Origin of the sequence: Paenibacillus sp. FSL R7-0297 (genome assembly GCF_038009025.1) — a bacterium.
Lineage (GTDB): Bacteria > Bacillota > Bacilli > Paenibacillales > Paenibacillaceae > Paenibacillus_AQ.
Window position 1 is genome coordinate 853,354 of sequence record NZ_JBBPAQ010000001.1, and the last position, 24,455, is coordinate 877,808.

At 42.6% G+C, this 24,455-nt stretch carries 18 protein-coding genes, 1 other RNA gene and 1 pseudogene; 7 read left to right on the top strand and 13 right to left on the bottom strand.

Annotation, left to right across the window (positions count from 1 at the left end):
* Positions 1–124: 124 nt before the first annotated feature.
* The 4 genes from MKZ24_RS03555 to MKZ24_RS03570 all read right to left on the bottom strand — a co-directional run bounded on the left by MKZ24_RS03555 (position 125) and on the right by MKZ24_RS03570 (position 4,646).
* A complete protein-coding gene (locus tag MKZ24_RS03555; RefSeq protein ID WP_042132801.1) occupies positions 125–1,171 on the bottom strand; it encodes a glycoside hydrolase family 130 protein in 1,047 nt (348 codons plus the stop codon).
* Between the two features lie 32 nt (positions 1,172–1,203).
* On the bottom strand, positions 1,204–2,736 hold the full coding sequence (locus MKZ24_RS03560) for an extracellular solute-binding protein (RefSeq protein WP_042132800.1): 1,533 nt from the start codon (positions 2,734–2,736) through the stop codon (positions 1,204–1,206).
* Positions 2,737–2,812: 76 nt separating this feature from the next.
* Complete coding sequence (locus MKZ24_RS03565; RefSeq protein ID WP_039296857.1) at positions 2,813–3,697, bottom strand: carbohydrate ABC transporter permease; 885 nt, start codon at positions 3,695–3,697, stop codon at positions 2,813–2,815.
* Positions 3,698–3,707: 10 nt separating this feature from the next.
* On the bottom strand, positions 3,708–4,646 hold the full coding sequence (locus MKZ24_RS03570; protein ID WP_042132799.1) for an ABC transporter permease: 939 nt from the start codon (positions 4,644–4,646) through the stop codon (positions 3,708–3,710).
* 253 nt (positions 4,647–4,899) lie between these two features.
* On the opposite strand from MKZ24_RS03570, the gene MKZ24_RS03575 reads away from it, so the two are divergent.
* Positions 4,900–7,227: a helix-turn-helix transcriptional regulator gene (locus tag MKZ24_RS03575; protein WP_340781323.1), complete on the top strand. Its 2,328-nt coding sequence runs from the start codon at positions 4,900–4,902 to the stop codon at positions 7,225–7,227.
* A gap of 112 nt (positions 7,228–7,339) precedes the next feature.
* Here the strand turns inward: MKZ24_RS03575 and MKZ24_RS03580 are convergent, their stop codons facing one another.
* Both MKZ24_RS03580 and MKZ24_RS03585 read right to left on the bottom strand, forming a co-directional pair.
* Positions 7,340–8,257, bottom strand: a complete 918-nt coding sequence (locus MKZ24_RS03580) for a VOC family protein (RefSeq protein WP_340781324.1) — start codon at positions 8,255–8,257, stop codon at positions 7,340–7,342.
* Positions 8,258–8,260: 3 nt separating this feature from the next.
* Positions 8,261–8,689 carry a VOC family protein gene (locus tag MKZ24_RS03585; protein ID WP_340790036.1) on the bottom strand — a complete coding sequence of 143 codons (429 nt, stop codon included), beginning with the start codon at positions 8,687–8,689 and terminating at the stop codon, positions 8,261–8,263.
* A gap of 352 nt (positions 8,690–9,041) precedes the next feature.
* On the opposite strand from MKZ24_RS03585, the gene MKZ24_RS03590 reads away from it, so the two are divergent.
* The gene (locus MKZ24_RS03590; RefSeq protein ID WP_042132795.1) at positions 9,042–9,353 is read left to right on the top strand and encodes a hypothetical protein; all 312 of its coding nucleotides are present in this window, start codon (positions 9,042–9,044) and stop codon (positions 9,351–9,353) included.
* Between the two features lie 321 nt (positions 9,354–9,674).
* On the opposite strand, the gene MKZ24_RS03595 is transcribed toward MKZ24_RS03590, so the two are convergent.
* On the bottom strand, positions 9,675–10,100 hold the full coding sequence (locus tag MKZ24_RS03595) for a DUF6155 family protein (protein ID WP_340781325.1): 426 nt from the start codon (positions 10,098–10,100) through the stop codon (positions 9,675–9,677).
* Positions 10,101–10,330: 230 nt separating this feature from the next.
* On the opposite strand from MKZ24_RS03595, the gene MKZ24_RS03600 reads away from it, so the two are divergent.
* Entirely contained in the window at positions 10,331–12,505 is a 2,175-nt protein-coding gene (locus tag MKZ24_RS03600; RefSeq protein WP_445324184.1) for a TOTE conflict system archaeo-eukaryotic primase domain-containing protein, read from the top strand.
* Positions 12,506–12,785: 280 nt separating this feature from the next.
* Here the strand turns inward: MKZ24_RS03600 and ssrA are convergent.
* Positions 12,786–13,171: a transfer-messenger RNA gene (ssrA, locus tag MKZ24_RS33055) on the bottom strand.
* 9 nt (positions 13,172–13,180) lie between these two features.
* Positions 13,181–13,954 (bottom strand): annotated as a pseudogene (locus MKZ24_RS03605) (Rpn family recombination-promoting nuclease/putative transposase); the annotation flags it as partial.
* 589 nt (positions 13,955–14,543) lie between these two features.
* On the opposite strand from MKZ24_RS03605, the gene MKZ24_RS03610 reads away from it, so the two are divergent.
* Both MKZ24_RS03610 and MKZ24_RS03615 read left to right on the top strand, forming a co-directional pair.
* Positions 14,544–14,921: a hypothetical protein gene (locus MKZ24_RS03610; RefSeq protein ID WP_336102104.1), complete on the top strand. Its 378-nt coding sequence runs from the start codon at positions 14,544–14,546 to the stop codon at positions 14,919–14,921.
* Between the two features lie 13 nt (positions 14,922–14,934).
* A complete protein-coding gene (locus MKZ24_RS03615; protein ID WP_340781328.1) occupies positions 14,935–15,942 on the top strand; it encodes a ParB/RepB/Spo0J family partition protein in 1,008 nt (335 codons plus the stop codon).
* 313 nt (positions 15,943–16,255) lie between these two features.
* Here MKZ24_RS03615 and MKZ24_RS03620 read toward each other — a convergent pair whose 3' ends face one another.
* A complete protein-coding gene (locus MKZ24_RS03620; protein ID WP_340781329.1) occupies positions 16,256–17,458 on the bottom strand; it encodes a hypothetical protein in 1,203 nt (400 codons plus the stop codon).
* Positions 17,459–17,750: 292 nt separating this feature from the next.
* A complete protein-coding gene (locus tag MKZ24_RS03625; protein ID WP_340781330.1) occupies positions 17,751–19,256 on the bottom strand; it encodes a DUF3800 domain-containing protein in 1,506 nt (501 codons plus the stop codon).
* A 707-nt stretch (positions 19,257–19,963) separates the two neighbouring features.
* Between MKZ24_RS03625 and MKZ24_RS03630 the strand changes: the two genes are divergently transcribed.
* Positions 19,964–20,443, top strand: coding sequence for a toll/interleukin-1 receptor domain-containing protein (locus MKZ24_RS03630; protein WP_246066910.1), 480 nt, complete (start codon positions 19,964–19,966; stop codon positions 20,441–20,443).
* An 811-nt stretch (positions 20,444–21,254) separates the two neighbouring features.
* On the opposite strand, the gene MKZ24_RS03635 is transcribed toward MKZ24_RS03630, so the two are convergent.
* Positions 21,255–21,812 (bottom strand): hypothetical protein, encoded by a 558-nt coding sequence (locus MKZ24_RS03635; RefSeq protein WP_340781331.1) that lies wholly within the window; start codon positions 21,810–21,812, stop codon positions 21,255–21,257.
* Positions 21,813–22,702: 890 nt separating this feature from the next.
* On the opposite strand from MKZ24_RS03635, the gene MKZ24_RS03640 reads away from it, so the two are divergent.
* Positions 22,703–23,377: a recombinase family protein gene (locus tag MKZ24_RS03640; RefSeq protein ID WP_340781332.1), complete on the top strand. Its 675-nt coding sequence runs from the start codon at positions 22,703–22,705 to the stop codon at positions 23,375–23,377.
* Between the two features lie 374 nt (positions 23,378–23,751).
* Here the strand turns inward: MKZ24_RS03640 and MKZ24_RS03645 are convergent, their stop codons facing one another.
* Positions 23,752–24,099 carry a hypothetical protein gene (locus tag MKZ24_RS03645; protein WP_340781333.1) on the bottom strand — a complete coding sequence of 116 codons (348 nt, stop codon included), beginning with the start codon at positions 24,097–24,099 and terminating at the stop codon, positions 23,752–23,754.
* Between the last annotated feature and the right edge of the window lie 356 nt (positions 24,100–24,455).

Consider the following 24,455-nt stretch of genomic DNA (forward strand, 5'->3'; position numbering starts at 1 on the left):
TTACAAACCTTTGCCTTTTGTCAGTCATGTACATGCGCTCCTTTGTCTATCTAAATTCAATCGTTTATGATAGCGCTTTCCTTTTTATGGATTGAAGAAGGCAGCTCGCACTGCCTTCAGCCTTCTACACTAGCGTATTAAATATATCCTCCAGCGGTATATCCGCCACTGCCATCACTTCGTCTGCAGCACCGTAATACATACGGACCGTCTGATCCAGCAGCAGGGCTCCGCACGAAAACACGACCTTACCGAAGAATCCATTCACCTCATAGGCAGCTTCCGGCTCCAATACAGGTACACGTGATCTCGCAATTACCTTGGCAGGGTTCTCCAGATCAAGCAGCACCGCGCCCATACAATAGCGGTGCTTGCTGTCCGCTCCGTGGTACAGCGCCAGCCAGCCGCGTTCGGTTCGAATCGGAACCGCCCCGCCGCCCATACGGGCCGAATCCCAGCCTTGTTCGCTTAGCCCCATCAGGAAGCGGTGATTCCCCCAATGGTCGAGATCGGGCGATTCGGCGATCCACATCTCGGGAGAGCCGAATGACTTGGGCACCGGACGGTGCAAAGCGTAATATTTGCCGTTAATTTTATCCGGGAAGATCATGACATCCTTATTCTCGGGAGCCAGCATAAGTCCGCGGCGTTTGAATGTCCGGAAATCCCGGGTCTCTGCCAGGCCGGCGCCAACGCCGCGGGCAGAAGCAGAGCTGTAAGTAATATAATAGATATCCCCAATTTGGGTCACACGCGGATCTTCAATTCCCCACGCTTCCAGGGCATTTTCCGGAAATAAGGCCGGATGCGGCTCCACATCGAAATGAATGCCATCCTTGCTTCGCGCCACCCGCAGATGAGATAAGGAGGTGAGCATAACCGTTCGTCCATCCTTCGCAACGAAGCGCGAGTCGGAGAAATCATAGCCCGGATCGGTCTTGTCGTAACGTTCTACAAGTACCTCCGTACCCTCTTCATTCAACCTGGGGACGAGCACTTCGTCCGCCCGGTCCGATAACGGCGCTTCTGCAATACGCAGTAAAAGGATCGTTTCATCCTTTAACTGCGCAACACCTGCATTAAACGCACCCAGCACCCGAAAGTCGGGACGGGAGGGGGCGACATCCCGGGCCCGTATAACAGGATTTTGCGCACTGCGCTGTATGTTCATATGAAGTACCTCTTTCAGTATTTTAAGTGCTTTTATTTACCGGCAGTGACCGCATCGATTTGCGCCTGAATTTCCTCGATCACTTTTTGTCCGCCGAGGCTCGCCATTTTTTTCTCCATCATCTCCTTGCCTTCAGCAGCAGGCACCAGGCCCTGGCTAAACGGCAGGAAGGTCGAATCGTGAAGTGGAGTGATTTTGGCATATTCCGTCTTCACCTTTTCAGCGTTAAAGTTGAAGCCCGCTGTTGGACTAAGTGTGAAATTGGCCGGGTTGGTAGAGAAGTCGAACCACTTCTTGTCATCCTTCATCATCGTGTCCGGCGTGCGGTTCAGCGTTGGCCGCCAGGTTAGCACGAACCCCGGGAATGAATAGCTGGACAGCACCTTATAGCTCGAATCCCCGACCGGTTCCCAGTCCTTCCCTTGAATGCCGTATTCCATCAGATCGTGATTTTCCTTAATGGACAACCAATTGGCTACGTCCATAGCTAAATCAGCGTGCTTGGAGGCCGCCGGGATACACAGGAAATTCCATTGCTGGAAAGCGGTATACGGCTTGGCTTTATCCCCGTTCGGAATGAAAATCTCAAGCTTGTCGCTGCCGTCTTGCAGCATTTCCGAATATTTCAATCCCTCCACACCATCCGCCGCATAATAAGTGGCCGCATATTTCCCCTGCTTGAACAGTGTCTCTGCATTCTGCTCCTGTGCGATATTTTTGGAAATGATGCCGTCCTTGTAGTATTGGGTGACGCGGTCATAACCATCAGCAATCACCGGGCTGGTCCATTGGCCGATTACTTTCTTGTCCTTGATGGAATAGGCGAACATGTTGACACCGATTTCCAGCACTTCATCCAGCGCCTGATTAGCGGATTCGCTCAGGATAAACGGAAGTTTATCAGCTTTGATGCCGTTAATGACGAAGGGCTTGACATCCTTCTCTTGTTCCTTGACCATATACAAGAATTTCTCCAAATCACCCAAGGTTTTCAACTCGGGAAGTCCATACTTCTCGCGCAAATCTTTGCGGATCAGAAGGCCATATAGCTGGCCCTGGGTGGTACCGAGCGGAATCCCCATAATTTTTCCGCCGAATTTGTTATACTCCCACATTTCCTCGGGAATGGATGCTTTGAGCTCCGGACGTTCGGCCACCGCGGCATCCAGTTCCATTAAAGAATTGCCCTCGATCATCTGATTCATGGATATCCATGGGGCATCCAAATACATATCGAAATCTTCCCCGGCAGACATCTTCACGGATACCGCATTCCCGTAATCGGTCCACGGCAAGAAATTGATGTTCAAGGCCGCTCCGACGTTATCCGCTTTCAATTTATCGTTGACCGCCTGTAGCACATCGTCAAAGCCCACCGGTTTATCCCCCGGAAAATAAGCTTTCAATGTCACCGTTTCCTTAGATGCGGGTGCAGCACTTTCCGTATTCTTTGGAGAACTCCCTTCATTGCCGCCAGTCTTCGTATTGCCTCCGCAGCCTGCCAGGATCAGTGAAGATACCAATACCGTTGCCGTTGTCGTGCCAACCCATTTTTTTAATCTCATTCCGTAACCCTCCCATATCTATGAACAAAATTCTGAAATTAACTGGGTTAGTCCGGTTAATCCCGGACACCCCCATTTATCCTTTTACGGCTCCTACCGTTAGACCTTTGACGAAATACTTCTGAAGCATGGGATACAGCAGGACAATCGGGCCGATCGTCAGCACAGTTGTCGCCATCCGCACACCATAGGTCGGTGGAGTCACTGCAATTGCCGCTCCGGAGGGAATGAGATTCTTGGCAGCTTCCATATTGGATACCATCCGGCGAAGAATTAACTGCAGCGGGTATAACTTCTCATTATCCACGAACATCAATCCCATAAACCAGTCATTCCAGTAGCTCAGAGCATAGAAGAGACCAACGGAAGCCAGAATCGGCTTGGAGATCGGGATCATAATTTGATAGAAAATTCTCATTTCATTGGCTCCGTCTATTCTTGCGGCTTCCTCCAGTTCCTCAGGAATGGTGCGGAAGAAGCTCACGAGTAAAAAGACGAGGAACGGCTGGCATAACATAGTTAAAATGAGTACCCAGATGGTATTCTGCAAATGCAGCCACTGACTGACCACAATATAAAATGGAATGATACCCCCGGAAAAAAGCATAGGCAGGTAGCAAAAGAACAGAAAAGGTGTTTGCAGAACATTCCGTTTGTTAGCCAGCGAATAGCCAAGCATTGCGGAAATGCACAACGCGCTTAATGCACCTACGACGGTGATAAAAATCGTGACCGCATAGCCGTTGAACAGCACATCCGATTGCAAAACCGCCTTATAAGCGTTCAGCGATAATTTTTGCGGAATCAAAGTATAGCCGTGCGCAATCAGTTCCTGTTCATCCGTAATAGAGCCGATAATCATCAGCAGAAAAGGAAACACACAAAATAAGGTGAACAACAAAATGAACGTATGGGCAAATATCGTAAACGTTCGATCCGCAGCGCTCTGTTTCTGTCTCATAGTTCTTCTCCTAGAATAAAGCAGATTCTTTAGATACCCTTCGGGTTACCCAGTTGGCAGCAATGACGAATATCAGACCCATCACCGATTGGAACAGGCCGACTGCCGAAGACATGCCGAAGTCATGCAGCTGTCTCATGGAGCGGAAGACGAAGGTGTCAATGACATCGGTAGTCGGATAGAGCGATGAGTTGTCTCCAATGATGGCATAGATCATAGCGAAATCGCCATTGAAAATCTTGCCTACGGCCAATAAGGTCATGATCATGATGGTAGGAACTAGCAGCGGCAGCGTAATACGCATTACAATCTGCAGCTTGGATGCCCCGTCAATCCGGGCAGCCTCGTACAAATCCTCTGATATGCCGGTAATCGCGGCCAGAAAAATAATCGAAAGATAACCCGCCCCTTGCCACACGCGGATAACGGTCAGAATATAAGGCCAAAGCTTCGACTCAAACATCCAGTTGACCGGCTCCATACCGATATTTTGCAGCCAGTTATTGATCATCGGCTCTTCCCCGCCGAATAAGGATTGGACAATCATTCCTATCACAATCCAAGACATAAAATAAGGAAGAAAAATGAATGACTGCGATATTCGTTTGAAATACTTATTGTGGATTTCGTTGAACATAAGCGCAATTAAAACGGCTGCGGCTGTAGTAAAGAAAATGAACAGTATGTTCAACACCAGCGTATTGCGCAGAATGGTCCAGAAATCACCTGAAGTAAAAAAGTAATCGAAATTTTTAAAACCGACCCAATCACTTCCTGTGATTCCCTTGGCAAAATTATAGTCTTTGAAGGCAATCATAATCCCGTATATGGGAAAATAACTGAACACTAGAAAAAACAACAACCCCGGCACGGCCATAACATAAAGAAATGGATTTTGGACAATATGGTTCAGTTTAGACTTTTTACTGGTGTTAATTGGGTATTGCATCTTTTTATATCCCCCCTTTCATCAAGACCGGCAATTGCATTAGCACGCCGTTATCTATGCCGTCACCTTATCAAGCCCTCACTGCTACGGCAATTCCGAAAAGCTCTAATCCTTCCTGCAAGCGCAGATTTACAAACTTCCCAAAAACAACACTATTGCGAAAACAAACGATTCTGAAGACGAAAATAATCGGTATGCTATAATAAATCTACAATTTATGAGCTCGGCAGTTATGATTACGGAGGTTCCAGCAATGAAATTCAGACGTCCACTCCTCGCATCGCTGAAGCAGCATCCTACTTATATGAAGCTTATTTTTTATTTCGTCAGTGCAAACGTTCTGGTGCTGGGTATATCATTTGCGCTGCTCTATTGGCAGTCATCCAAGACGCTTCTGGAAGAGATCGGCGATCATTCCGAATCCTTGCTGGTGAACAGCGCCCAGAACACCGCGCGGCTGATGGAATGGGCGCTGGAATTTAGCTTCTCCTCCAGTGATGATAGCGCCCTCAAGGTATATGCCCTTTCAGATCATTACAGCGATTTTGAGACTTTTGAGGTATGGAGCCGGCTTATGGACATCAAGAACGCCAATCCGTCTATCGATTCGGTATACCTCATTAACGATTACACGAATACAGTTGTTGATTCCAGACTTGGATTGAATGATGCGGAAACTTTCTACGATCAGGATATTATTAAGCGTTTACAGGATCCGGTTACGGCGAACCATAGCGTGCTCATTCCCAGAACCTTGTCCCTGCCTCTTACCGGGAATACGCCCAAAGAGGTGATGACCATCATAAGATTTTACGAAAGAGGTAGTTCTATTTCCGCTTTCGTTATGAATGTAGATACAGATAATCTCATGACCCTGCTTCAGGACAATTCGAATGATGCCGACAGATCAGTTGCGGTTCTGAATGACCGGGAGGAGACGGTTTTTAGCAGCACTTCTTTGAATCAGGAACAAACTGCGGAGCTCAGAAGCCACGTGATTAAGGGCGGGAGCGGATGGAAGCTCTTTCATCCCCGTGATCAGGGAGAACAGCTAATGGTTTACGCAGGCATCTCCATCAAAGGAATCCAGGATTGGACCTTTATCGAAACGATACCGAAGTCTGTCATTTTGGATAAAATTACGGTTCTTCGCAACACTAGCCTGAGCTTGTTCATTGCCCTGTTCGCAGCCTCCTGGACCGTTATCGTGCTGATCTCCAAACGGGTATACTCGCCCATTCAAGAACTGATTACCAGAGTAATGCGGCAGCATCAAGCGGAAAAGCCCGGTCTGGGATACAGCACATATGAACTTGACTACTTATCCAATGTGTTTATAGCCCAGCATAATCAGATTAACGAACTGACCGAGCAATGGCGGCTTAATAAATTTTTGGGCAGAGAGAGGTTTTTACGGGATTTTCTGGGGGAGACTTACCATTCAGCAGAGGAGATAGGTTCTCAATTTCTGGAGTGGGGCATTGACCTGCCGGTAGATCAGCTGTCGGTGGCCATCTTCCGGATTGACCACTTCTCGGAATTCTCGGAGACCTACCCGGAGAAGGACCGGCGTCTGCTCCGGTTCGCAATGTCCAATATTATTCAAGAGTCGCTGCAATCCTCCAAGCACAAGCTGCAAACGGTGGATATGGGTGACGATCACGTGGCCGTTGTCCTATCCGCCCCCTTGTCCGAAGAATATGTGAAGAAGCTGCAAGGTTCCCAACAGTTAATAGAGCAGTATTTGTCAGTTGGAACGACTGTCGCTTGGGGCAGGACGCTGCCCAGCCTGACCGATATGCATGAGATATATATGGAGACGTATGAACTGACGCAGGAACGGTTCCGCTTCGGACACAGAGCGCTCATCGTAAAAGCATGGCTGCCCGATGCGCCCGGAGAGCTGTACCACCTGCCTGTGAACAAAGAGCGGCAGATCGCTCAGGCTCTTCCCAAGGGGAATGCAGATACGGTTCTGGAAGTCATACGCTCAGCCGTAGTCAAGCTGCGGGAAATGTCCTATTTTGAATGTAAAATGTCATTGATTACCCTGTTTATGGATATACGCAGGCTCATGCAGGAACATTCCGCTCAGCCTCTGCCCAGTTCATGGGGGCTGACTTCTATTGAGAAACAGATTATTCAGCAGGAGACGATGGACAAGGTGGTGCCATGGATGGAAGCCTTGGTCACCAAGACACTCGAAGACATTGTAGCTGCCCGCGGGCTGTCCAAGAATGTGACCCTGATCGAGCAGGCGGACCGGTTCATTGAAGAACAATTAACCGATCCGAACTTGTCCGCAAAAATGCTCGCTGATCATTTGGGGTTATCCGTTAATTATTTCCGCAGTTTATATAAAGCGGAGACAAACCAGTCCATTACGGACAAAATCTCGGAGAAGCGCCTAAGCTTCATCTGTCAGGAGCTCATTGCCTCCGACTCGCCCATTGAGCCCATCGTCCAAAATTTCGGATTTTCGTCGCTCAACACGTTTTATTCCAGCTTCAAAAAGGTGTACGCAATGACACCGGCCCAATACCGGAAGAAGTATAGAGGTGGCAATAGCATCGAGAAATAAGAATGCAGCTGCGACAAAAAAGCGATGGGGGTAACAACCCTCATCGCTTTTTTCACATTACTGAAGCAACACGTTTACAGCAAATCCCCAGCACAGAATAAGGGTTATGCAGTCATTCGCCCTTATATGCCTCATGCAATTCCGCAAGCTCAAATTTCTTCATCTTAAGAAACGCCTCCGTAACACGTGCAAGCTGCTCCGGCGTACCCTTCTCCATCATCTCGTCCATTGCGGCCGGAACAATCTGCCAGGACACGCCATACTTATCTGTCAGCCAGCCGCATTGCTCGGCTTCAGAAACCGCAGAAAGCTGCTCCCAATAGGAATCAATCTCCTCTTGCGAGTCGCATTTCACCATGAAGGAAATGGCTTCGTTGAAGCTGAATTTATGATCATGTGCACTATCCATTGCGGTGAACCACTGATTCTCCAGCATGAAGTCAGCGAACATTATGGTACCTTCCTTGTCAGGCCCCGGGCCTTCAGGGTAGCGGGCAATCGTGCCCTGCTGTGAATCCTTAAAGACGGATAAATAGAAGGCCATCGCTTCTTCTGCCTTGCCGCAGTTATTACCGATGAACATGAATGACGGTATGATAGCAGGCCGCTCTTCACCTTCCGGATTCGTAAGAATCAATTGCCATGACACACCATACTTATCCTGAATCCAGCCAAACCGCTCACTGAACGGATATTTATCGAGCGGCATTAAAGCCATACCGCCATCGGATAATTTGTTCCACACCTCATCTAATTTCTCTGCTGCGCTCTTATCGCGTGAGGGATCAAAATTAACGAAAAAAGACACGGACGGATTCAGCTTAAAATACGGCCCTGCACTGATCGCCATAAACTTCTGCCCCCAAATTTCAAAAGAAACCTGATCGCAGTCGCCTGACGGTGTGTCATGAAGTGTGGTAACGCTCGTAACTTTGGAGTCCGGGAACACAGAAGCGTAAAAATGAGCAGCTTCTACCGCCTCCTTGTCATACCATATATGCGGAACGATTCTCTGATTGATGTTTGCCACAAGTTATTCCTCCCCGGGGACATTCACTTGAAAAGTAACGCCGAACTTGTCCTTCACAATCCCATACAAAGGGCTCCAATCCGTCTTCTGCAGAGGCATGACCACTTGACCGCCGTCTTCCAGTGCAGCAAAAATCTCCCGTGCATCTGCCTCTTCTGCAGGATGAATGGCAATCTGAACCGTATCCCCGTCCGCCTGATGCGACGTGCCCGGAAAAGTATCGGAAAACATGAGATCTGCATTACCGACCTTCAGATGCGCATGCATCACAAGCGTTTTCATCTCATCGGTCAGCGGATGCTCCGGATCTTCCGGCAGGTCTCCGAACGTCGTGATTGCGACTACGCTCCCGTGTAGCGCTTTTTCATAGAAATAAAGCGCTTCTCTTGTGTTTCCGTTAAATACAAAATACGGGTTCAAACGGATTGACATCATTCTTCATCCCCTTTGGAATAAGCTTAACAGTCAGCCTTATTATACACCAAATTTGAAGAAAATATACGGTTTTTGCGAACGTATGGTCTTATTTTTATTTTGCTGTAGGCGACCCAACTTCTGGCCTAATCAGGAGCAGCTTATTACAAATACAATTCCAAAGCCGCCTAGCCCATTATCATCTAAAATCTCAATGCGGACTTCAGGTTCATTCTTTTCTATTCCCGTATTCTAAACATAAATTGTAAAATATATCCAAAAAAAGACTTAGCGAAAGAACCATTTATTAAATTTGGCATATACCTATCTTGTGAATAAAATTACAAAAGAACGAAAAGGAGCTACGTTAATGAATCAATATCATAACCACTATCATTTTCACTATCCCTCAAGACCGGATCAGCCTGGAGATTCGCAATACTATTTACCACAAGAAACTTTAACGGAAGAATTTGATCTAGGTAGAGTGGGTCATTTTTATAAATCCGGGACCTCTACGATGGGAGAATTCACATTTCAATTTTTAGGAATTTCGCGTAATGGCATGGTTTCAATGAATATTTTTGATACCACAGCTACCCCGGTGAAATTTTTAGGCTTCAGAAAAATACATCGTTCTGATCTTGTCGGGCTAGAATATATTGGTCCAAACCTGACCTAAACAAAAACAGTCCGAAATAACCCACCTTTAATCCTTCATATAAAAGTCAGTCACAAACCCTGCTCCCTTGAGCGGAAATCAGGCGGCCCAATCTGTAATATTGCGTATTAAGCAGTAATATAATCTGCAACAGTCCTCAAGCCCACCGCCTTCGAAAAGCTGCTATAAACGAGAACAAGGACATGGATGAGCCCTCCAAAGTCCTTGTTTTTTATATGATCGATTGAAAGAATAGGAATGCTAAAAGCACTCCCTATGTCCAAAGCCATACTCCATGGCAATCACACAATCCTAACTGGTTAAATAATGCGTCCGTATACGCTACTTAGGGTCTTCTTCTTCCAGGTATCCTAAATAATCGCTATACAACTCCATCATCCCATCTCCGAACCCCCCAGATTTTTCATCATCTATGTCTCCATATGAAAGCGTAAAGTCTACTCCACATTCCACTGTAAAAATCATTAGCTCTGCAATTTGCCCTTTATTTGTTGAGACATTACTAAAGTCTTTTATTGCTTGCTTCATAATCTGGTATCGCAGAATCTCTCCCTTGTGGACCAATTCCTTCTCAATAATTTTCTTGTACTTGTCTAAGACTTCCTCACTATCAGGAAATAGTATTGAAAAATAGTGCTCCTGAATGATCGGATATATCTTGGTCATATTCAAGATTTCAGCCTCAAGCTCTTCCCTCGTTAGATTCTTTAAATGCTTTTTAATGGTTGAGTTACTTAATTTCAGCATTATTATGATCTCCTTAATCCGGTTATAATCCCCAATATTATTACTCAGCAACTTACAAGGTATAATATAAATAAAACGCGAGGACCAATCAATGGACAATATCGAGGACAAATATAATGCAGCTCTGGCTCATATTGAGGAACTTAAGCTGGAAGTCACCCGGTTGAGAGGTCTACTATAAGCTCGCCCTGTATAAAAGTTATTTTCGCGGCAGAGACGATGTTTATCCGATTCGTTGGAGCAATAAACAAGGAAAGTCCGGGTATTCTCCGGCTTGCGCCAATGAATGGACTTCCGTTTGCAAGAAACCTAGAGTGAAATGCTCCGTTTGCAAACACCAGAACTTCATGCCCCTTACAAGCGAAGTGCTGTCAGCCCATTTAGATGCAAGGCAAGACCGGACGATTGGTATCTATCCCATGCTGCAGGACGAGACCTGCTGGTTTTTGGCTATGGATTTTGACAAACACGATTGGAAGCAGGATGTTACTGCCGTGATGGAGCTATGTAAAAGCCTTGAAATCCCCGCACTCTTAGAGCGTTCGCGTTCCGGCAATGGGGCGCATATCTGGATTTTCTTCAGTCGAAATATCGAGGCGGCTACAGCCAGAAGATTTGGAATGACCCTGCTGAGTCTTACCATGAACAACAGATATCAGATCGGCATGGAATCCTATGACCGCCTGTTTCCCAATCAGGATACACTGCCCAAAGGCGGATTCGGCAACCTCATTGCCCTTCCTCTTCAAGGCGGGCCGCGTAAGCAGGGAAACAGTGTTTTTGTTGACGAGCGCTTTGAGCCCTACGCTGATCAATGGGGGATATTATCCAAACTTGGCAAGATGGGCGAAGACCAGGTGAAGCAATTTATATACACGCACGGGGAGCGTGGACTTTTTAGCAATGACAGAATTAATACGGGATCAGACCACGAGGCAGACGGATTAATCTTATTACAAGGGAATCCGACTCAGATTGAAGAGGTTTTAATGGACTCTTTACCTGCTGAAATACAGATTTTGCAATCGGATCGCCTTTATATCCTCAAGTCTGGACTTCCCTCAAGTGCAATTCATGCGCTGATCAAAATAGCTTCCTTCTCCAATCCTGATTTTTATAAAGCACAAGCGATGCGGCTCTCCACTTACGGCAAACCCCGGGTCATCTCATGCGCAGAGGATCTGGAGAATTATGTAGTTCTGCCTAGGCGATGCTTGCCGGATTTGTTATCTTTTTTCGAGCAAAATCAAGTTAAGGTATCGCTTAAGGATCAACGTTCGCCTGGAACCTCAATAGAGGCAGAGTTCACCGGTACGCTGACCACTCTCCAAGATACAGCAGCCAGAGCGATTCTAAACCGGGATATAGGCGTTCTCTCGGCGGCAACCGCATTCGGCAAAACTGTCGTAGCAGCCAGCATTATCGCTTCAAGAAAGACCAATACCCTTATTCTGATTCACCGCCGGGAGCTCATGGAGCAATGGCAGGAACGTTTGCAAACCTTTCTTGAAGTTCCTAAACAAGCAATCGGTACGATTGGCGGCGGTAAAAATAAACGAACCGGCATCATCGACATTGCTGTCATTCAGAGCCTCAACTATAAAGGAAACGTTAAACCCTTCATAAGTGAATACGGCCAGGTGATTGTGGATGAATGTCACCACGTATCAGCCTACAGCTTCGAACAGGTTCTGCGGGAAGTCAAAGCAAAGTATGTATTTGGCTTAACAGCCACCCCTAAACGGCAGGACGGACAGGAAGCCATTGTACGGTTCCAGCTTGGACCTGTGCTATTAAAGGTGGATGCCAAAAGCCTAAGCAGCTCTAGAGGATTTTCATTAAGGGTGGTCCCCCGCTATACTCACTTTCAGATCAAGTCAGGGGAACAGGTTGCCGGAATTCAGGACATCTATCAGCAGCTTGTAGACAATGAGGAGCGTAACACGCTTATTTTTGACGATTTGTTAACCTGCTTAGATGAAGGACGTTCTCCACTGCTTCTGGTTGAACGGACTGCTCATGCTGAATATTTTGCAGAGAGATTACACGCCTTTGCCAAAAACATAATTGTGCTGAGAGGCGGAATGGGGAAAAAGCAGAGAGAAGCTCTACGCGCCCAAATTGCTTCTATTCCAGACGATCAGGAGCGTGTAGTCATCGCTACGGGTAAGTTAATCGGTGAAGGCTTCGATGACGCCAGACTGGACACCTTGTTCCTGGTCCATCCCATCTCCTGGACAGGCACCTTACAGCAAAATGCTGGCCGCCTGCACCGGAGTCATGCGAATAAAGAAGAAGTGAAAATATATGATTACATCGATCTTCAGGTTCCAATGTTAATGGCGATGTTCAAGAAACGAGTGAAGGGATATCGTAAGATGGGGTACCGGGGGGCGGAGTTGTAGGAAAGTGCTTCAAAATAGAGTGGGCATGCTTAACTAGTTGTTTATATCCCAACAAAGAACGTCAGTTTAAGCTCCTGCCAATAGGAAAATTAATAACCGAATCACAAGACATCTACAAAAGATCAAACGGGAGCATCCGCTCATAGGATGCTCCTGCGTTTTTTCTTTCTCAAAGCATTGATCCCCTGCTCCGTTAACCTAGCAGCCTTCTATTATCAGCATAAAACAATCATTATAAATGAAAAAAGACACCTTAGGGGGTGTCTTTCACTGATACTCCATATGGAGCCGAGGGGAGTCCGCCCCCCTGTCCGAAGATAACGGCACATAAGCTTCTACGAGTGTAGTTACAGTTTTGATGTCACCCGAGTATCGCCCCGTAACCGGCTATACGTTGGGTCAGCCTGATTGTCTTCTTCAGCTCACCCCAGGCGGAGATGAGACAGCGTATCCCACTACTTGTTAGCCCCTATCCCTGTCACATGGGCAATGCAGAGTAGAAGCACGCGCACAGTTTCTTAGGCTGCGAAAGCGTAGTTTGTTTGTTGTTTGCCGTTTAATAGGCTTTAGCGTTGATGAAACTTCTATCACTAAACAGGCAACATATTAAAGCTTGATAGACTTGATTTCATCTTCTCTAAGCCCTGTCGCCTTCGCTACAGCTGCATAATCCATCCCCATTGCCAGCAAGTTGCGAGCCACTTGAAGCTTACCCTCGATAATCCCAGCAGACTTTGCCCCTTCAACCATGGACGCTTCATCATGCAAATACTTCTGTCTAGCCTCATACAATCGTCTAGCATCCGAATCCTGACTCAAATATTGCAAGGTATCCATTGCCTTCTCCAACCCTGGCTCATTCATCTTCAGCACCTCCCATTGTGATGTATCGGCACCTTTCAGAAACAGTAACCAATTGATCAGTCCGCCTTCAGACGGAATACTACGTTCATCCAGCTTCGGCAATTCCAAGAAATGAACCTCGATGTCGTCAATCAAGGATATCCCTGTCCGGTCTTCCCGCAGATGAAATACGTTATGATATTGCTCATTCTTCAAGAACGCATAGTTTAGAATGTTAATCGTTACGCATTTCTTAAGCTCTGGATACTTCTCACCCTCACTGAGTTGACTTGCATACCGTTTGCTCCAATAAAAAAGCGTTCTTTTCTCTATGTCGTACTTATTAAACAGCTGCATCTCTATATCAATCAGTTTACCTTCAGAGGTCTTGGCGTAAACATCAAAGATGGATTGTTTGTCGAGCGGATCGTCTTTATCCGTATAAGGATTCATCAGAATGATCTCCGTCAGCGGCGGCTCGCCCGCTTCTGTGAAAATGCGGTTAAGAAACGCCAGCAGCACATCCTTATTGTTCTCGCTGCCAAATATCCGTTTGAATACAAAATCCACACGCGGGTCTAGCAAATCCATCGGCATCAGCTCCATTCATTATTATTATAGCATTTATCAATGGTTTTGAACCTTTTAAGGAGGTATAAGCCCCTCAGATTAAACTAACTATTATCAGCGTAAAACAATCATTATAACGAAAAAGACACCTTTCCAGGTGTCTTTCAATTTACTCCATATGGAGCCGAGGGGAGTCGAACCCCTGTTTAGTGCATTTTATCTTGTGTTAAGATGAATTATAAAATGCTAAAAATCCTTAATATATAAGGGTTTTTAGCATTAAGAGTGTTAACTTCTATTGAACTGTATTAGCAGAAATTAGCTCTGTTTTATCCGTTTGGCTACACTTTGACTACAAAAAATCGAGGGGATTCTGGGGTGGAATACGGTAAAATTTATTTTGTGTTATTTATGAACACTACCACTTAGGTTAATTCTAGTGATAATGCATTTCACATTTTGTCTATATTTGATATTTCCTTGAAAAAAAGTTGAATCTCTCTACCAATAGTTTTGGCATTTATTCTGGAAATAAGATAAGATATATGTATTATAACCCCTCAAGGAATCCCACACCATCGCTGTTTCAAGTATGGAGGGGATCACTTTTTAAGGAGGGGTTTTTATGTTGAGTCCTGATCAAAAATTGAATCTATTTGAATTACTCAAAGCTAGAAGGGGCGACGACCCCTGGCCACTTCATAGGGTTGGTCGTCACATCGCTTTTCCCGTGAACACACTCAAAGAAAAAAACGCCTTAAGGTATCAGATTAAAAAACTAAGAAAACATCCTGATTTAGAGTACCTTGCCAATATAGGGAAAGGCTATTTTATTCCCGAGTATCAATATGAATTCGAAGAAGTTTCCACTACTTTTAAAAATCGTGCAAATGGGATGGCTGAAACAGCAGAAAGGTACAAAGTTGGAGGGTATAGAGCTAAAAAGTCCACTAGAGATCATGAACAACTAAGTTTTGATTTTGATGATGCCTCTGAACAGTAAGGAGTAGATACTTATGTTAGTTAAAAGTTTGCCCATTGATTTAATTGATGAAGACCTTGGACAACCCAGGTATAATTTTGAGGACGAAAGTTTAATTGAATTAGCCAGTAGTATCCAGGAAATCGGACTTTTAAATCCTATAAAAGTTAATGCCTTAGAAAATGGTAGGTATAGAATTATTTTTGGCAATAGAAGGTATAAAGCCTTCTGTCAATTAAATCTTAAAGATATACCGTGTATTATCTCCGAAGACATGGATGAGTTAAGTATCTATTTAGAGCAGCTTGCAGAGAATATACAACGGGAAAGCTTCTCCCCAGTCGAAGAAGCTGAAGCTTTTTACAAGTTATTAAATGAAAAGTACAAAATTTCCACAAAGTATCTATCAACTAAATTAGGAAAAACCGAAACTTATATTCGGACAAAATTAGAACTTTTAAAATTCAGCAAAGATGTACGTTCCTTAATAAAAAGTGGCAAAGAGACCGTTCCTGACAGACTAACGGAGGATCAATTAATTCCATTGAAGGACGTAGCCTATGAATTTCGTGATGCATTAGCTATGAAAGTGGCCAGTTCTCAAATACCTCCAAAAGATGTTAAGAGAATAGCAACAATGTTTAAAGATACTGAAATAACTAACGAAACCAAGAAAAATTTAATTAAAAATAATGGTGATGAGTTGCTTCGGTCTTGGTCTGTATACGATGAAGAAAAACGACTACCCAAGAAGCCCATTGAAAAACCCAAAATTGTTGATTCGCAAATAAGGCAAGAAGTGTTAAAACCTTTTGAGATTACACCGATTGAACAAAAGGTTCAAGAGCTAATTTCTCACATACCTTCCTATCGTCCGCTTTCATCAGAAACAATCTTCTCGCATGAGCGTATTACTCTCGATAATAAAGTTGATTTCCAAAGACAGCTTGACCTTTTGATTGAAAATTTAGAAAAGCATCTTTCAGAATTTAGAAAGGTACGTGACATTTCCAAAAAAAGTTCCATCAAAGTGATCAAATAAGACTTATATGTAATAAGAGCCCTTATTGTAAGGGCTCTTTTGTTTTCCTTCCCCGATCCTTTCAAAAACAATCAAGGAATAGTGGATACGCGTATTTTTGCGAGTTGGCCTTGGGATTGAGATTGGGATCGAGTAGCTTACATGAAGGCTTTCTTGTTCTGCTTTTTTTTCTTTGTGCTCATAATGGGCTTTGGTAGGATCTTACCTTGGGAGAGGAAGAGTTGGCAATATTCTTTTTAATGTATGTGCTATTCATGAAACATTCTCGACATACCATTTAGGCAGAACGGCACATCAAGCATCTGCTCTTACATTAATCCGAATAACCAACAATTAAGTACTGAAATAGAATATTTAATTTATCGATTAAACCAATATAAACTTCATCTATATTTTTAAAAGAGCTGATACCTAATGACTTAATGATATTACCCTCAATATTCGATCTCTTCTCTTTAGGTAACAAATGATCATAATACTGCCTCAGATCATTTAATAAATACAGTGGGGCGATGATGTCTTTTATATCGTCATCTTTTTTAACTACGTTCTCCAATACTGCCTGATACAGTTTTATTGACTTCCAGTCCTCAAAACCTTTCTGGGGCTGAGGATAAAGTTGCAGGTATAGTTTTTTAAATGAAGAAATATTAACTCCCTCAATTAATACCTTATGCAACATATTAATTGCTGATTCAATTGATCTTGTAGTAATAATCACTGGTTTAATAAACGCATTCATATGTTCTGTAACTTCTTCATCTAAATGAAACAAATCGACTCCATACCTCTTTTGAAACTGCTCAAACAACTCCTTCTTCTTGTAGCAAACATTAAGTTCTTTATTAGGCTGACTCCATGCACAGCTCATTTGTGCTGCATAAAATTCCGATTGAACGAGCTGATGATCTGATTGAATATTATGCGGTTTCATATAGCTTAAACTAGTAGAATCCATATAATTTAAATCACCGAGCCAAAATACTACAATTCCATTTCTGTTTATTCCAAACGGAACATCCCATTCATCTCGAAATCTAAGATGCCCGTATGTTTCTGAAAATAACATCATTTTATAGTCAGGATCATGCATAAAATAAAGTAGCACTTTCTTAGAGAAATAAACGGGAACAAGAAATCCCTCCTCTGAATGTTCCTCATCAAAACATAGCCCAGGAATATTATAATAATCCCTATGATCGTATGTGAAGTTTTGTTCCAGACAATAATTAAATTGTTTCTTGTAGCCATTATATCTTTGCACCCCCTTAAGATGGCCTTCATCTATCATAATTTTATAGCAGCCACCAATCATCTGCTTCGAATATTGAGGTAAACAACTCGTACCACAATCAAGACAAGTTAACAGTATAAACTCCTCGAAAAGCATGGAACGGTTTTCTATAACCACCTCTAAATCTTCCACACTTAATTCTCTTACTCCACCGCATTCGCAGTTATGATAGTTATACTTATTATATTCTTTAAGAAACTCATCGTAAGCCTCAAACTTCATCCGCACCATGTCCACCCTCTTATAAAGATAATAGTTTAGTCTCACAAACAAAGGAGAGGAACTGTCCGCCCCTCTCCAGTTGCACCTGTTTTGTAAAAGTGATCAAGATTATTTCCTCACCAGCATTCACATGTCTTTATTTTAAGCGAACCTGCCACATCTCATTTTCGAACCATCAATATGACCGACTCCACATGCCTTGAATAGATAATAATGATGCTCTAAAAAGCTAGTATACCATTGGTGGAAGATGTTTATCTCAATCTTATCAATAAATACTTCCTTCAACCTATTAGACTATAAAATCTGCATAAAAACTATCATTACATTTTGTAATCGCTACTTTTGAGGGAAAATTACTAATCCCCATGTTTGCTAGAGCTACACAGTCCATTGCCCACGCATATAATTCTTGGGGCAGCTTATAGCAAACAGGAACCTCACTTTCACTAACTGTAATCATTGGAGTCCCGTCTTTCATAAAACCAACTGATAAAACATCCAAAGTGTTGGAACCTTCATTTATTCTTAATGGCGGTTGCTTACTCGAATCAAAGAAGACTTTTCCTCCTCTTTGATTAAAAAAATAATCCTTATCAGTCTCTGCTATCGGATCAAGCTGCAATTTTGATCTCATATCATCATAATGTTTTGCTAAACGTTCACATACCAGTGTATTAAAGTATTCGCCATGCATCTTTTTATCAATGGCTCTAACATCATCAATTGTCCTGTAGCTACTCATATAATCGAGCAAAGAAATAATAGCAACCAGGTCATCTGAGTAATTTCCTGAAAAAGCCTTATACCACGCATTATTCAAACGGCATATGACATGTAACAATCGTTTATATAAATAGAGTTGACGGTCATTTAATTCAAACCACTTTTCTCCTAATATTTTCTTATTGACTCCATCTTCAAAGGAATCATATTGCAATTCAGTATGTAAAGATTTAAGCAATTTAGAGATTATACCAGCCAGCATATCCGCCATCCTAACCCCTACATGTTCTTTTGAATCAACCTCTGTAACAGGAGAGAGTCCTACTTGTTTTGCCGCTTTCAACGTATCGCTATCATCACCTTCTTTATCAATAAACAGCGCATATTTAGAAATATTTTTCTCTAACAAATATTTTTTAAAACCATCAAAAGCAATTTGATAGTTCCAATTAATATCCCTGTGCTCATTAATATCTTCAAGTAACCTTACTATTTGCGAAAAGGCTGATGTTTCGTGCCTCTTCAATTTTGTGTTTGCTCGATTCGCAGTGATTCGTTTATGGAAAAATGCTTTTAATAACTGAACCAATTCGCCTGTGTTTTCATACATTCCACTAATAATTTCCTGCGGTCTATACATCACTATTGCCTTAACGATTGAATACTTCAAGGCGTCCGCATTTACAAATACACTATTCTTATAATTTAGAAAGAGTTGGTTTACGATATATTCTATTTTACTTGTTACAGAAAAATACAAAAAGATGCGATTGTCAAACACATCTAAAAAGTCATGGATAAATGCTAAATTGTCGGAGCTTAAAGAAGCCAATCCATTTTTTAATTGTTTTGTCTTCAATGTCGCGCTTTTTAACTCTCCATTTGATTTGCGGTCTGAATGCTTCTCTTCAAACTCAAGATATCGTTGAAATATAGAATTTTCATCTTCAGTACGCCATCCAACAATTGTTGTAACAAAATTATCGTAGTAATTATCAGAAACAACTGTAGAATGATTAATTTTTCTACTATGCTCAGATTCATCATAATAAAAATTAACGTTGTTTTCCATAAACGCTATACCCCCTTGTATTATACGAAGTATTATTTCATTTACACTACCAGTAGTAACTTGATCACAAGAACTAAAATGATTCACAACTCACTTTATAAAACACAAAAATACTATTATACCAATAAATATAGCAAGGGAGACCTTACACACTGCAAAATCCCTCAGTGCAGTCACTGTCACATCTCCATTTCCCATCATTATTATTAGGCGCTCCACATGTGAGGAGCATTTACGCTCCTATTTGCAGATTGAGCTTTGCCGCTCCCACCTTTAACTCGACCCTCTGCTTTACCACACAGTTCTACGTTTCCTTGCTGAGGTGAATGAGCACCCGTCTGAATTTATTACAGTTAAAACAGGAAAGTAACGTGGTGGGACAGCTCTACGAATCAAGATTCGACACAACACATCAAATATGTGGATTTTTTCCTGTTTTAAGTTACTATAATACTAGGAAAATCAAATTAGGAGGTAGGGACATGACTAGATGTACAGCTCCAGTAAACGGACATCGTTCAGCAAGTGCCGCAGCCAACTGCCCAGCGTGCAGAGGGCGTTATGGCCGCTATGGTAGTGGTGGCAGCTACAATTCGTACTCGCCCTCATCTTACTCCTCGTCCTTGACAAGTGGAGGGGGTCGAAGCAGCGGCGGCGGTTCCGTCCGCAGTTCAAAACCACGCTGGTCAGGAGTAGGTTCGTCCATATTGTACACGTCTGAAGAAATTCGGTCATTAACACCAATCCGCAACAGCGTCGAAACCCTAGCAAAACAACCTGACCTCCGAGACGTCTTCCTTTGCCATGCGTGGGACGACCGGAAGGGAGCCGCCAAGGAGTTGCACGATCTGCTTGAGTCACACGGTGTCTCCGTCTGGTTTAGTGAGAAAGACGTTGGCCTCGGTGTGCCGTTGCTTCGCGCTATCGACAAAGGCTTGGCTAACTCGCGAGTTGGAATTGTGCTGGTGACCCCTGCACTCCTACGCCGCCTCCCAACAGAAGGCATCGCCGACAAAGAACTGTCGGCACTCCTTGCAGGTGATCGGCTCGTTCCGATTGTGCATGATACAACGTATGAAGCTCTCCGCGAAGTCAGTCCCTTGCTCGGATCACGAAGCGGATTGAACACTGCAGAAGAGCCAATGGCAGACGTCGCGGCCAAGCTCGCAGAGTTAGTCGCCCTTTAAGCTCTGTTGATCTACCAAAGTTTGCTGTTCAGTTGGGGCTGTTAGGAATGCTTTGCCGCTTCTCGCTTACTTGGCAGACGCCGTTATACAAGGGTTAGTAAAGGAGACCTTGCATTTAGCAAGGTCTCCTTTACTTTTAGACTTGAGCAGTACTGTCACATCTCATTTCGTACCATCAATATTAGGTACTCCACATGTGTAGAGCGCTGTGTGTAAGTAGTGAGGGAATAGTACTTTGGGGAGCCACATTTACCATGAAAATTATTTTACTCTAGGTAAAATGCTACTAAGTGGTGCTTTACTTTGAACTGTGCCCCGAACGATGGAGCACTTCGAAAAAGTGCCCATCTTTCGGTTTTCTCTCTTTATAATCAGATTTAGCATCAAATGTTTTTGTCTGAATCCGTTTTTTTGATAATCGTCATAAATAGACAACTTTTGATTTACAGCATCAAATGCTCGGTCCAACTCCAATTGCCTTTTTTAAAGCTCCAGTTTATGGTTTTCTAGTATTACTCTTCTTTCAGGTATATAGTTGAATCCCTTCAGTAGCAAGATGGACGATTATTTAAAAGCGGAAACAGATATGCCTGTAGCGTGGAACCGCTGACCTCTTGCATACCATGCATACACTCTTCCAGATTGAGCTAATATCCCTTAACAATTCTAATACTGGCATTCAACTTTTTCGGGGCAGTGCAACCCAACCTTGTTCGTGCTACCTAAGGTGGTCATTTACACAGTCATAGTAAAAAAATGAACTTTTCCATATTGAAGGACATGTTGTTATACTATAAAAGCAATCACAAAATTATACTCTGCTAATAAGCGACTTTCTGAAATTTTGAATTGAATCCAGCAACCCTTGATTCTCATCGATTTCTAAATATAAATGGATGGTATTATCATTAGAAAAAAATCTCCACATACCGTCACCATGATTCTCTATATTCAAATTATCGGCGAGAATCTGACTCTCATTTACTTTTACCGCATTGACAGCATCAAAAAATGTTGGTCTTTTGAATTCAAAATAGTCAGTCGAAAAAACGGAGAAGGCAAACGATACAAAATCATCAAAGAAAAAGTCATTTATTCTTTCATTCAAGACTTCTCTTTCAAACAAAGTCCATCTATTTTCAAATTCGTCAATAGGATTTTCACCAATATAGCTACGATTATAATCCACATTAGGAACTATGAAGGCTAGAGTCCATAGTGGAAAATTGTCATTATTAATTGCAATAAATTTGGATTCGTCCTGATTAGTTATCTTACAAACAAAACCTGCATCTCTAATTATTTGACTATCGAATCTTTTGCACATTTCCACTAATTTCAAATAATCATCTATTATTTTCAATTCCATAGTTTCCTCCAACCATAAAGTAGATTTTCTATTACGAAATAGATATATGTCTTGATTTCTTATACTCAAAATGAACTACTAATCATCCCCACTAATCATAGCTTATCTCAGACACAAAATATAGAAAATATATTCCCAACGAAAGACCCTGCTAGTAGCAGGAGTCTCTTCTCAATTTGGTTCTAATACCTTACACGATTACTTTGTCAGCATCCACTTGATTCCCTGTATCCCAAGCATCGTACCAGAACCACTGATCCGTACAATTCATCTAACTCAAGCGAATCTGCCACATCTCAGTTTCTTACCATTAATATGACCGACTTTACATGCAAGGAGAGTGTGCTTACGCTCCATTCTGCAAATTTAACATTTCTGTTTCTACTCTCAACTCAACTTCCGTTGTACCAGTATGTGGGATACCGTTCACTCCGATTGATCTTAAACAATCTTGCACATTCGCTTAACCATACTCTTTTCATTCGTACTATAACTTGTCATACTGTCTTTCACAGGCAATGTTTCCTTTAACTTAGTTTATTTGATATTCTTCACTCTCTACCTGAGCCATCAATCCCGCTTGCTGAATGACGAGGACTATACCAATCTAGATTCGACAGATCTTATATTTCTTCTATACCGTTTGCCCTCGGAACAATGACCAAGACACTGTTCAAACTGGTATTCCAAGAAATCAGGGCATTTATACTTCTTTGCGGTCATTCGCAAAAGTACACTTTTGCGAACGAAGTAAATCTAAGAGAATAGTGCCTTAATTTGCGTTCACAAAAGTATTAAATTGTTTTATGAACGTTCTAATAATGGTAGATACTTTTACGAACGCATTTGATAGAATATAAACATGTTCTTACAAAAAAGGAGCGCGTAAAATGGATGTTCGTAAATTTGGGTACATACGAGTCAGTACAAAAGATCAGAATGAAGGACGCCAACTTGAGGCAATGAAAGAGCATGGGATTCACGAACGGGATATTTTCACAGACAAACAGAGTGGAAAAGATTTCAATCGAGTTAACTACCCATTATTAAAACGCATGCTCCGAAAAGGAGATATTCTTTACATTCATTCCTTAGATCGTTTTGGACGAAATAAGGAGGAGATCCTTCAGGAGTGGAATGATATCACGAAAAATATTCAAGCAGATATCGTGGTTATGGATATGCCTTTACTGGATACTACCCAGTTTAAAGATAGCCTGGGTACCTTTATTGCCGATTTAGTATTGCAGATCCTTTCCTGGATGGCAGAGGAGGAACGAGATCGTATCCGTAAAAGGCAGCGTGAAGGGATTGATTTGGCTCTTCAAAATGGAGTAGTCTTTGGCCGGCCTAAAGCTACACTCCCTGAAGGGTTTGAACAAATATATGTTCGGTGGAAATCAGGGGATATATCAGCCGTTCATGCTATGCGTGAAATAGAAGTTAAAAAAACAACCTTTTATAAGCTTGTTAGAGAGTATGAGGAAATGAAGATAATTGAGTCTGATGACTATTTCAATAAAAGAAACACTGTAAGTGAGGAATTCGCGAAATCCCCCTCTTAGCTAATTAATTCTGCAAGAATCAGCTTGATATTGTTAAGCCTTAGGCAAAAAAAATCCCTTCATAGTATACAGGTACTCAAAATCCTACAATTGGGATTTATTATACGGCTATATGTGAAGGGGATTAATATATTCAAATCGCTATCCCACTGTTCCATCATCTATCTTTGCCCCCTGGGGCAAATCAACGAAACAAAACCTTTGTATGCCGGACTCCAATGAAGCGAAGGGTTCTTTTCGTAGATGTTATCTTTCGTGCAGCTTTCCGCATTTCGTTTCTCAAAGAAGCCCCTCTTCATACCGTAGCTATTCAATGCAAATTACATTTGTAATTGTAACAATGAAGGAGCAGAGCGTTAATTAACTGCTTGCTTTCAATGGTTTTTCCAACTTAACACACCCTGCCACCTTCTTGCTTGCTTAACTTTTTGAACTCTTTCATGTCGCCGTTGCATTTTTTCGTAATAAACTTCTCGCTCTGCTTGACTCATAGCCTTTATTTTTCTAGCTGCTTCACTAGTTTCTTCAGTGGAACTTTCACTATCAAGTTCATTGCGCACTTGATAAGCCCCCCATGATTCACCTTCATCCCAAGCTGTTTGGAGTTCAAATGCTACTTTATCAGCAAGTTCTTCTGTAGGTAATTCCATTAATTGAAATTCAAATACCCCATCAGCTAGAAGAACAATAAATTTTCCCTCTCTAATTACTGATTTATACAATAGTTCCGATCTCCCTTTACACGCATATACGCAAGTTACAGATAACTGAACTTTAATACCCTCTATCCAAAATAAGTGACTCAGTTTCCTATAAATACTTGCTGTTTCGAGGCGTCACTCCTTATATAGCTCAAATTCAGCATCTGACATATTAGCATCTCCTTATTATTCTTTGTACCAATACTACACGATAATCATTTTCCATTGCAGATGGAATTCGTGGTGGAATTCAATTTTTTTGATTTTCCACATTTTTAAACAAAAAATTTGCGTCATTTATGATAAGGTTCACCATAACATCAATAGGGCTAAATTTCTTGTTTCCTTGAAAAAAAATCGCCCACTCTTATCTATAA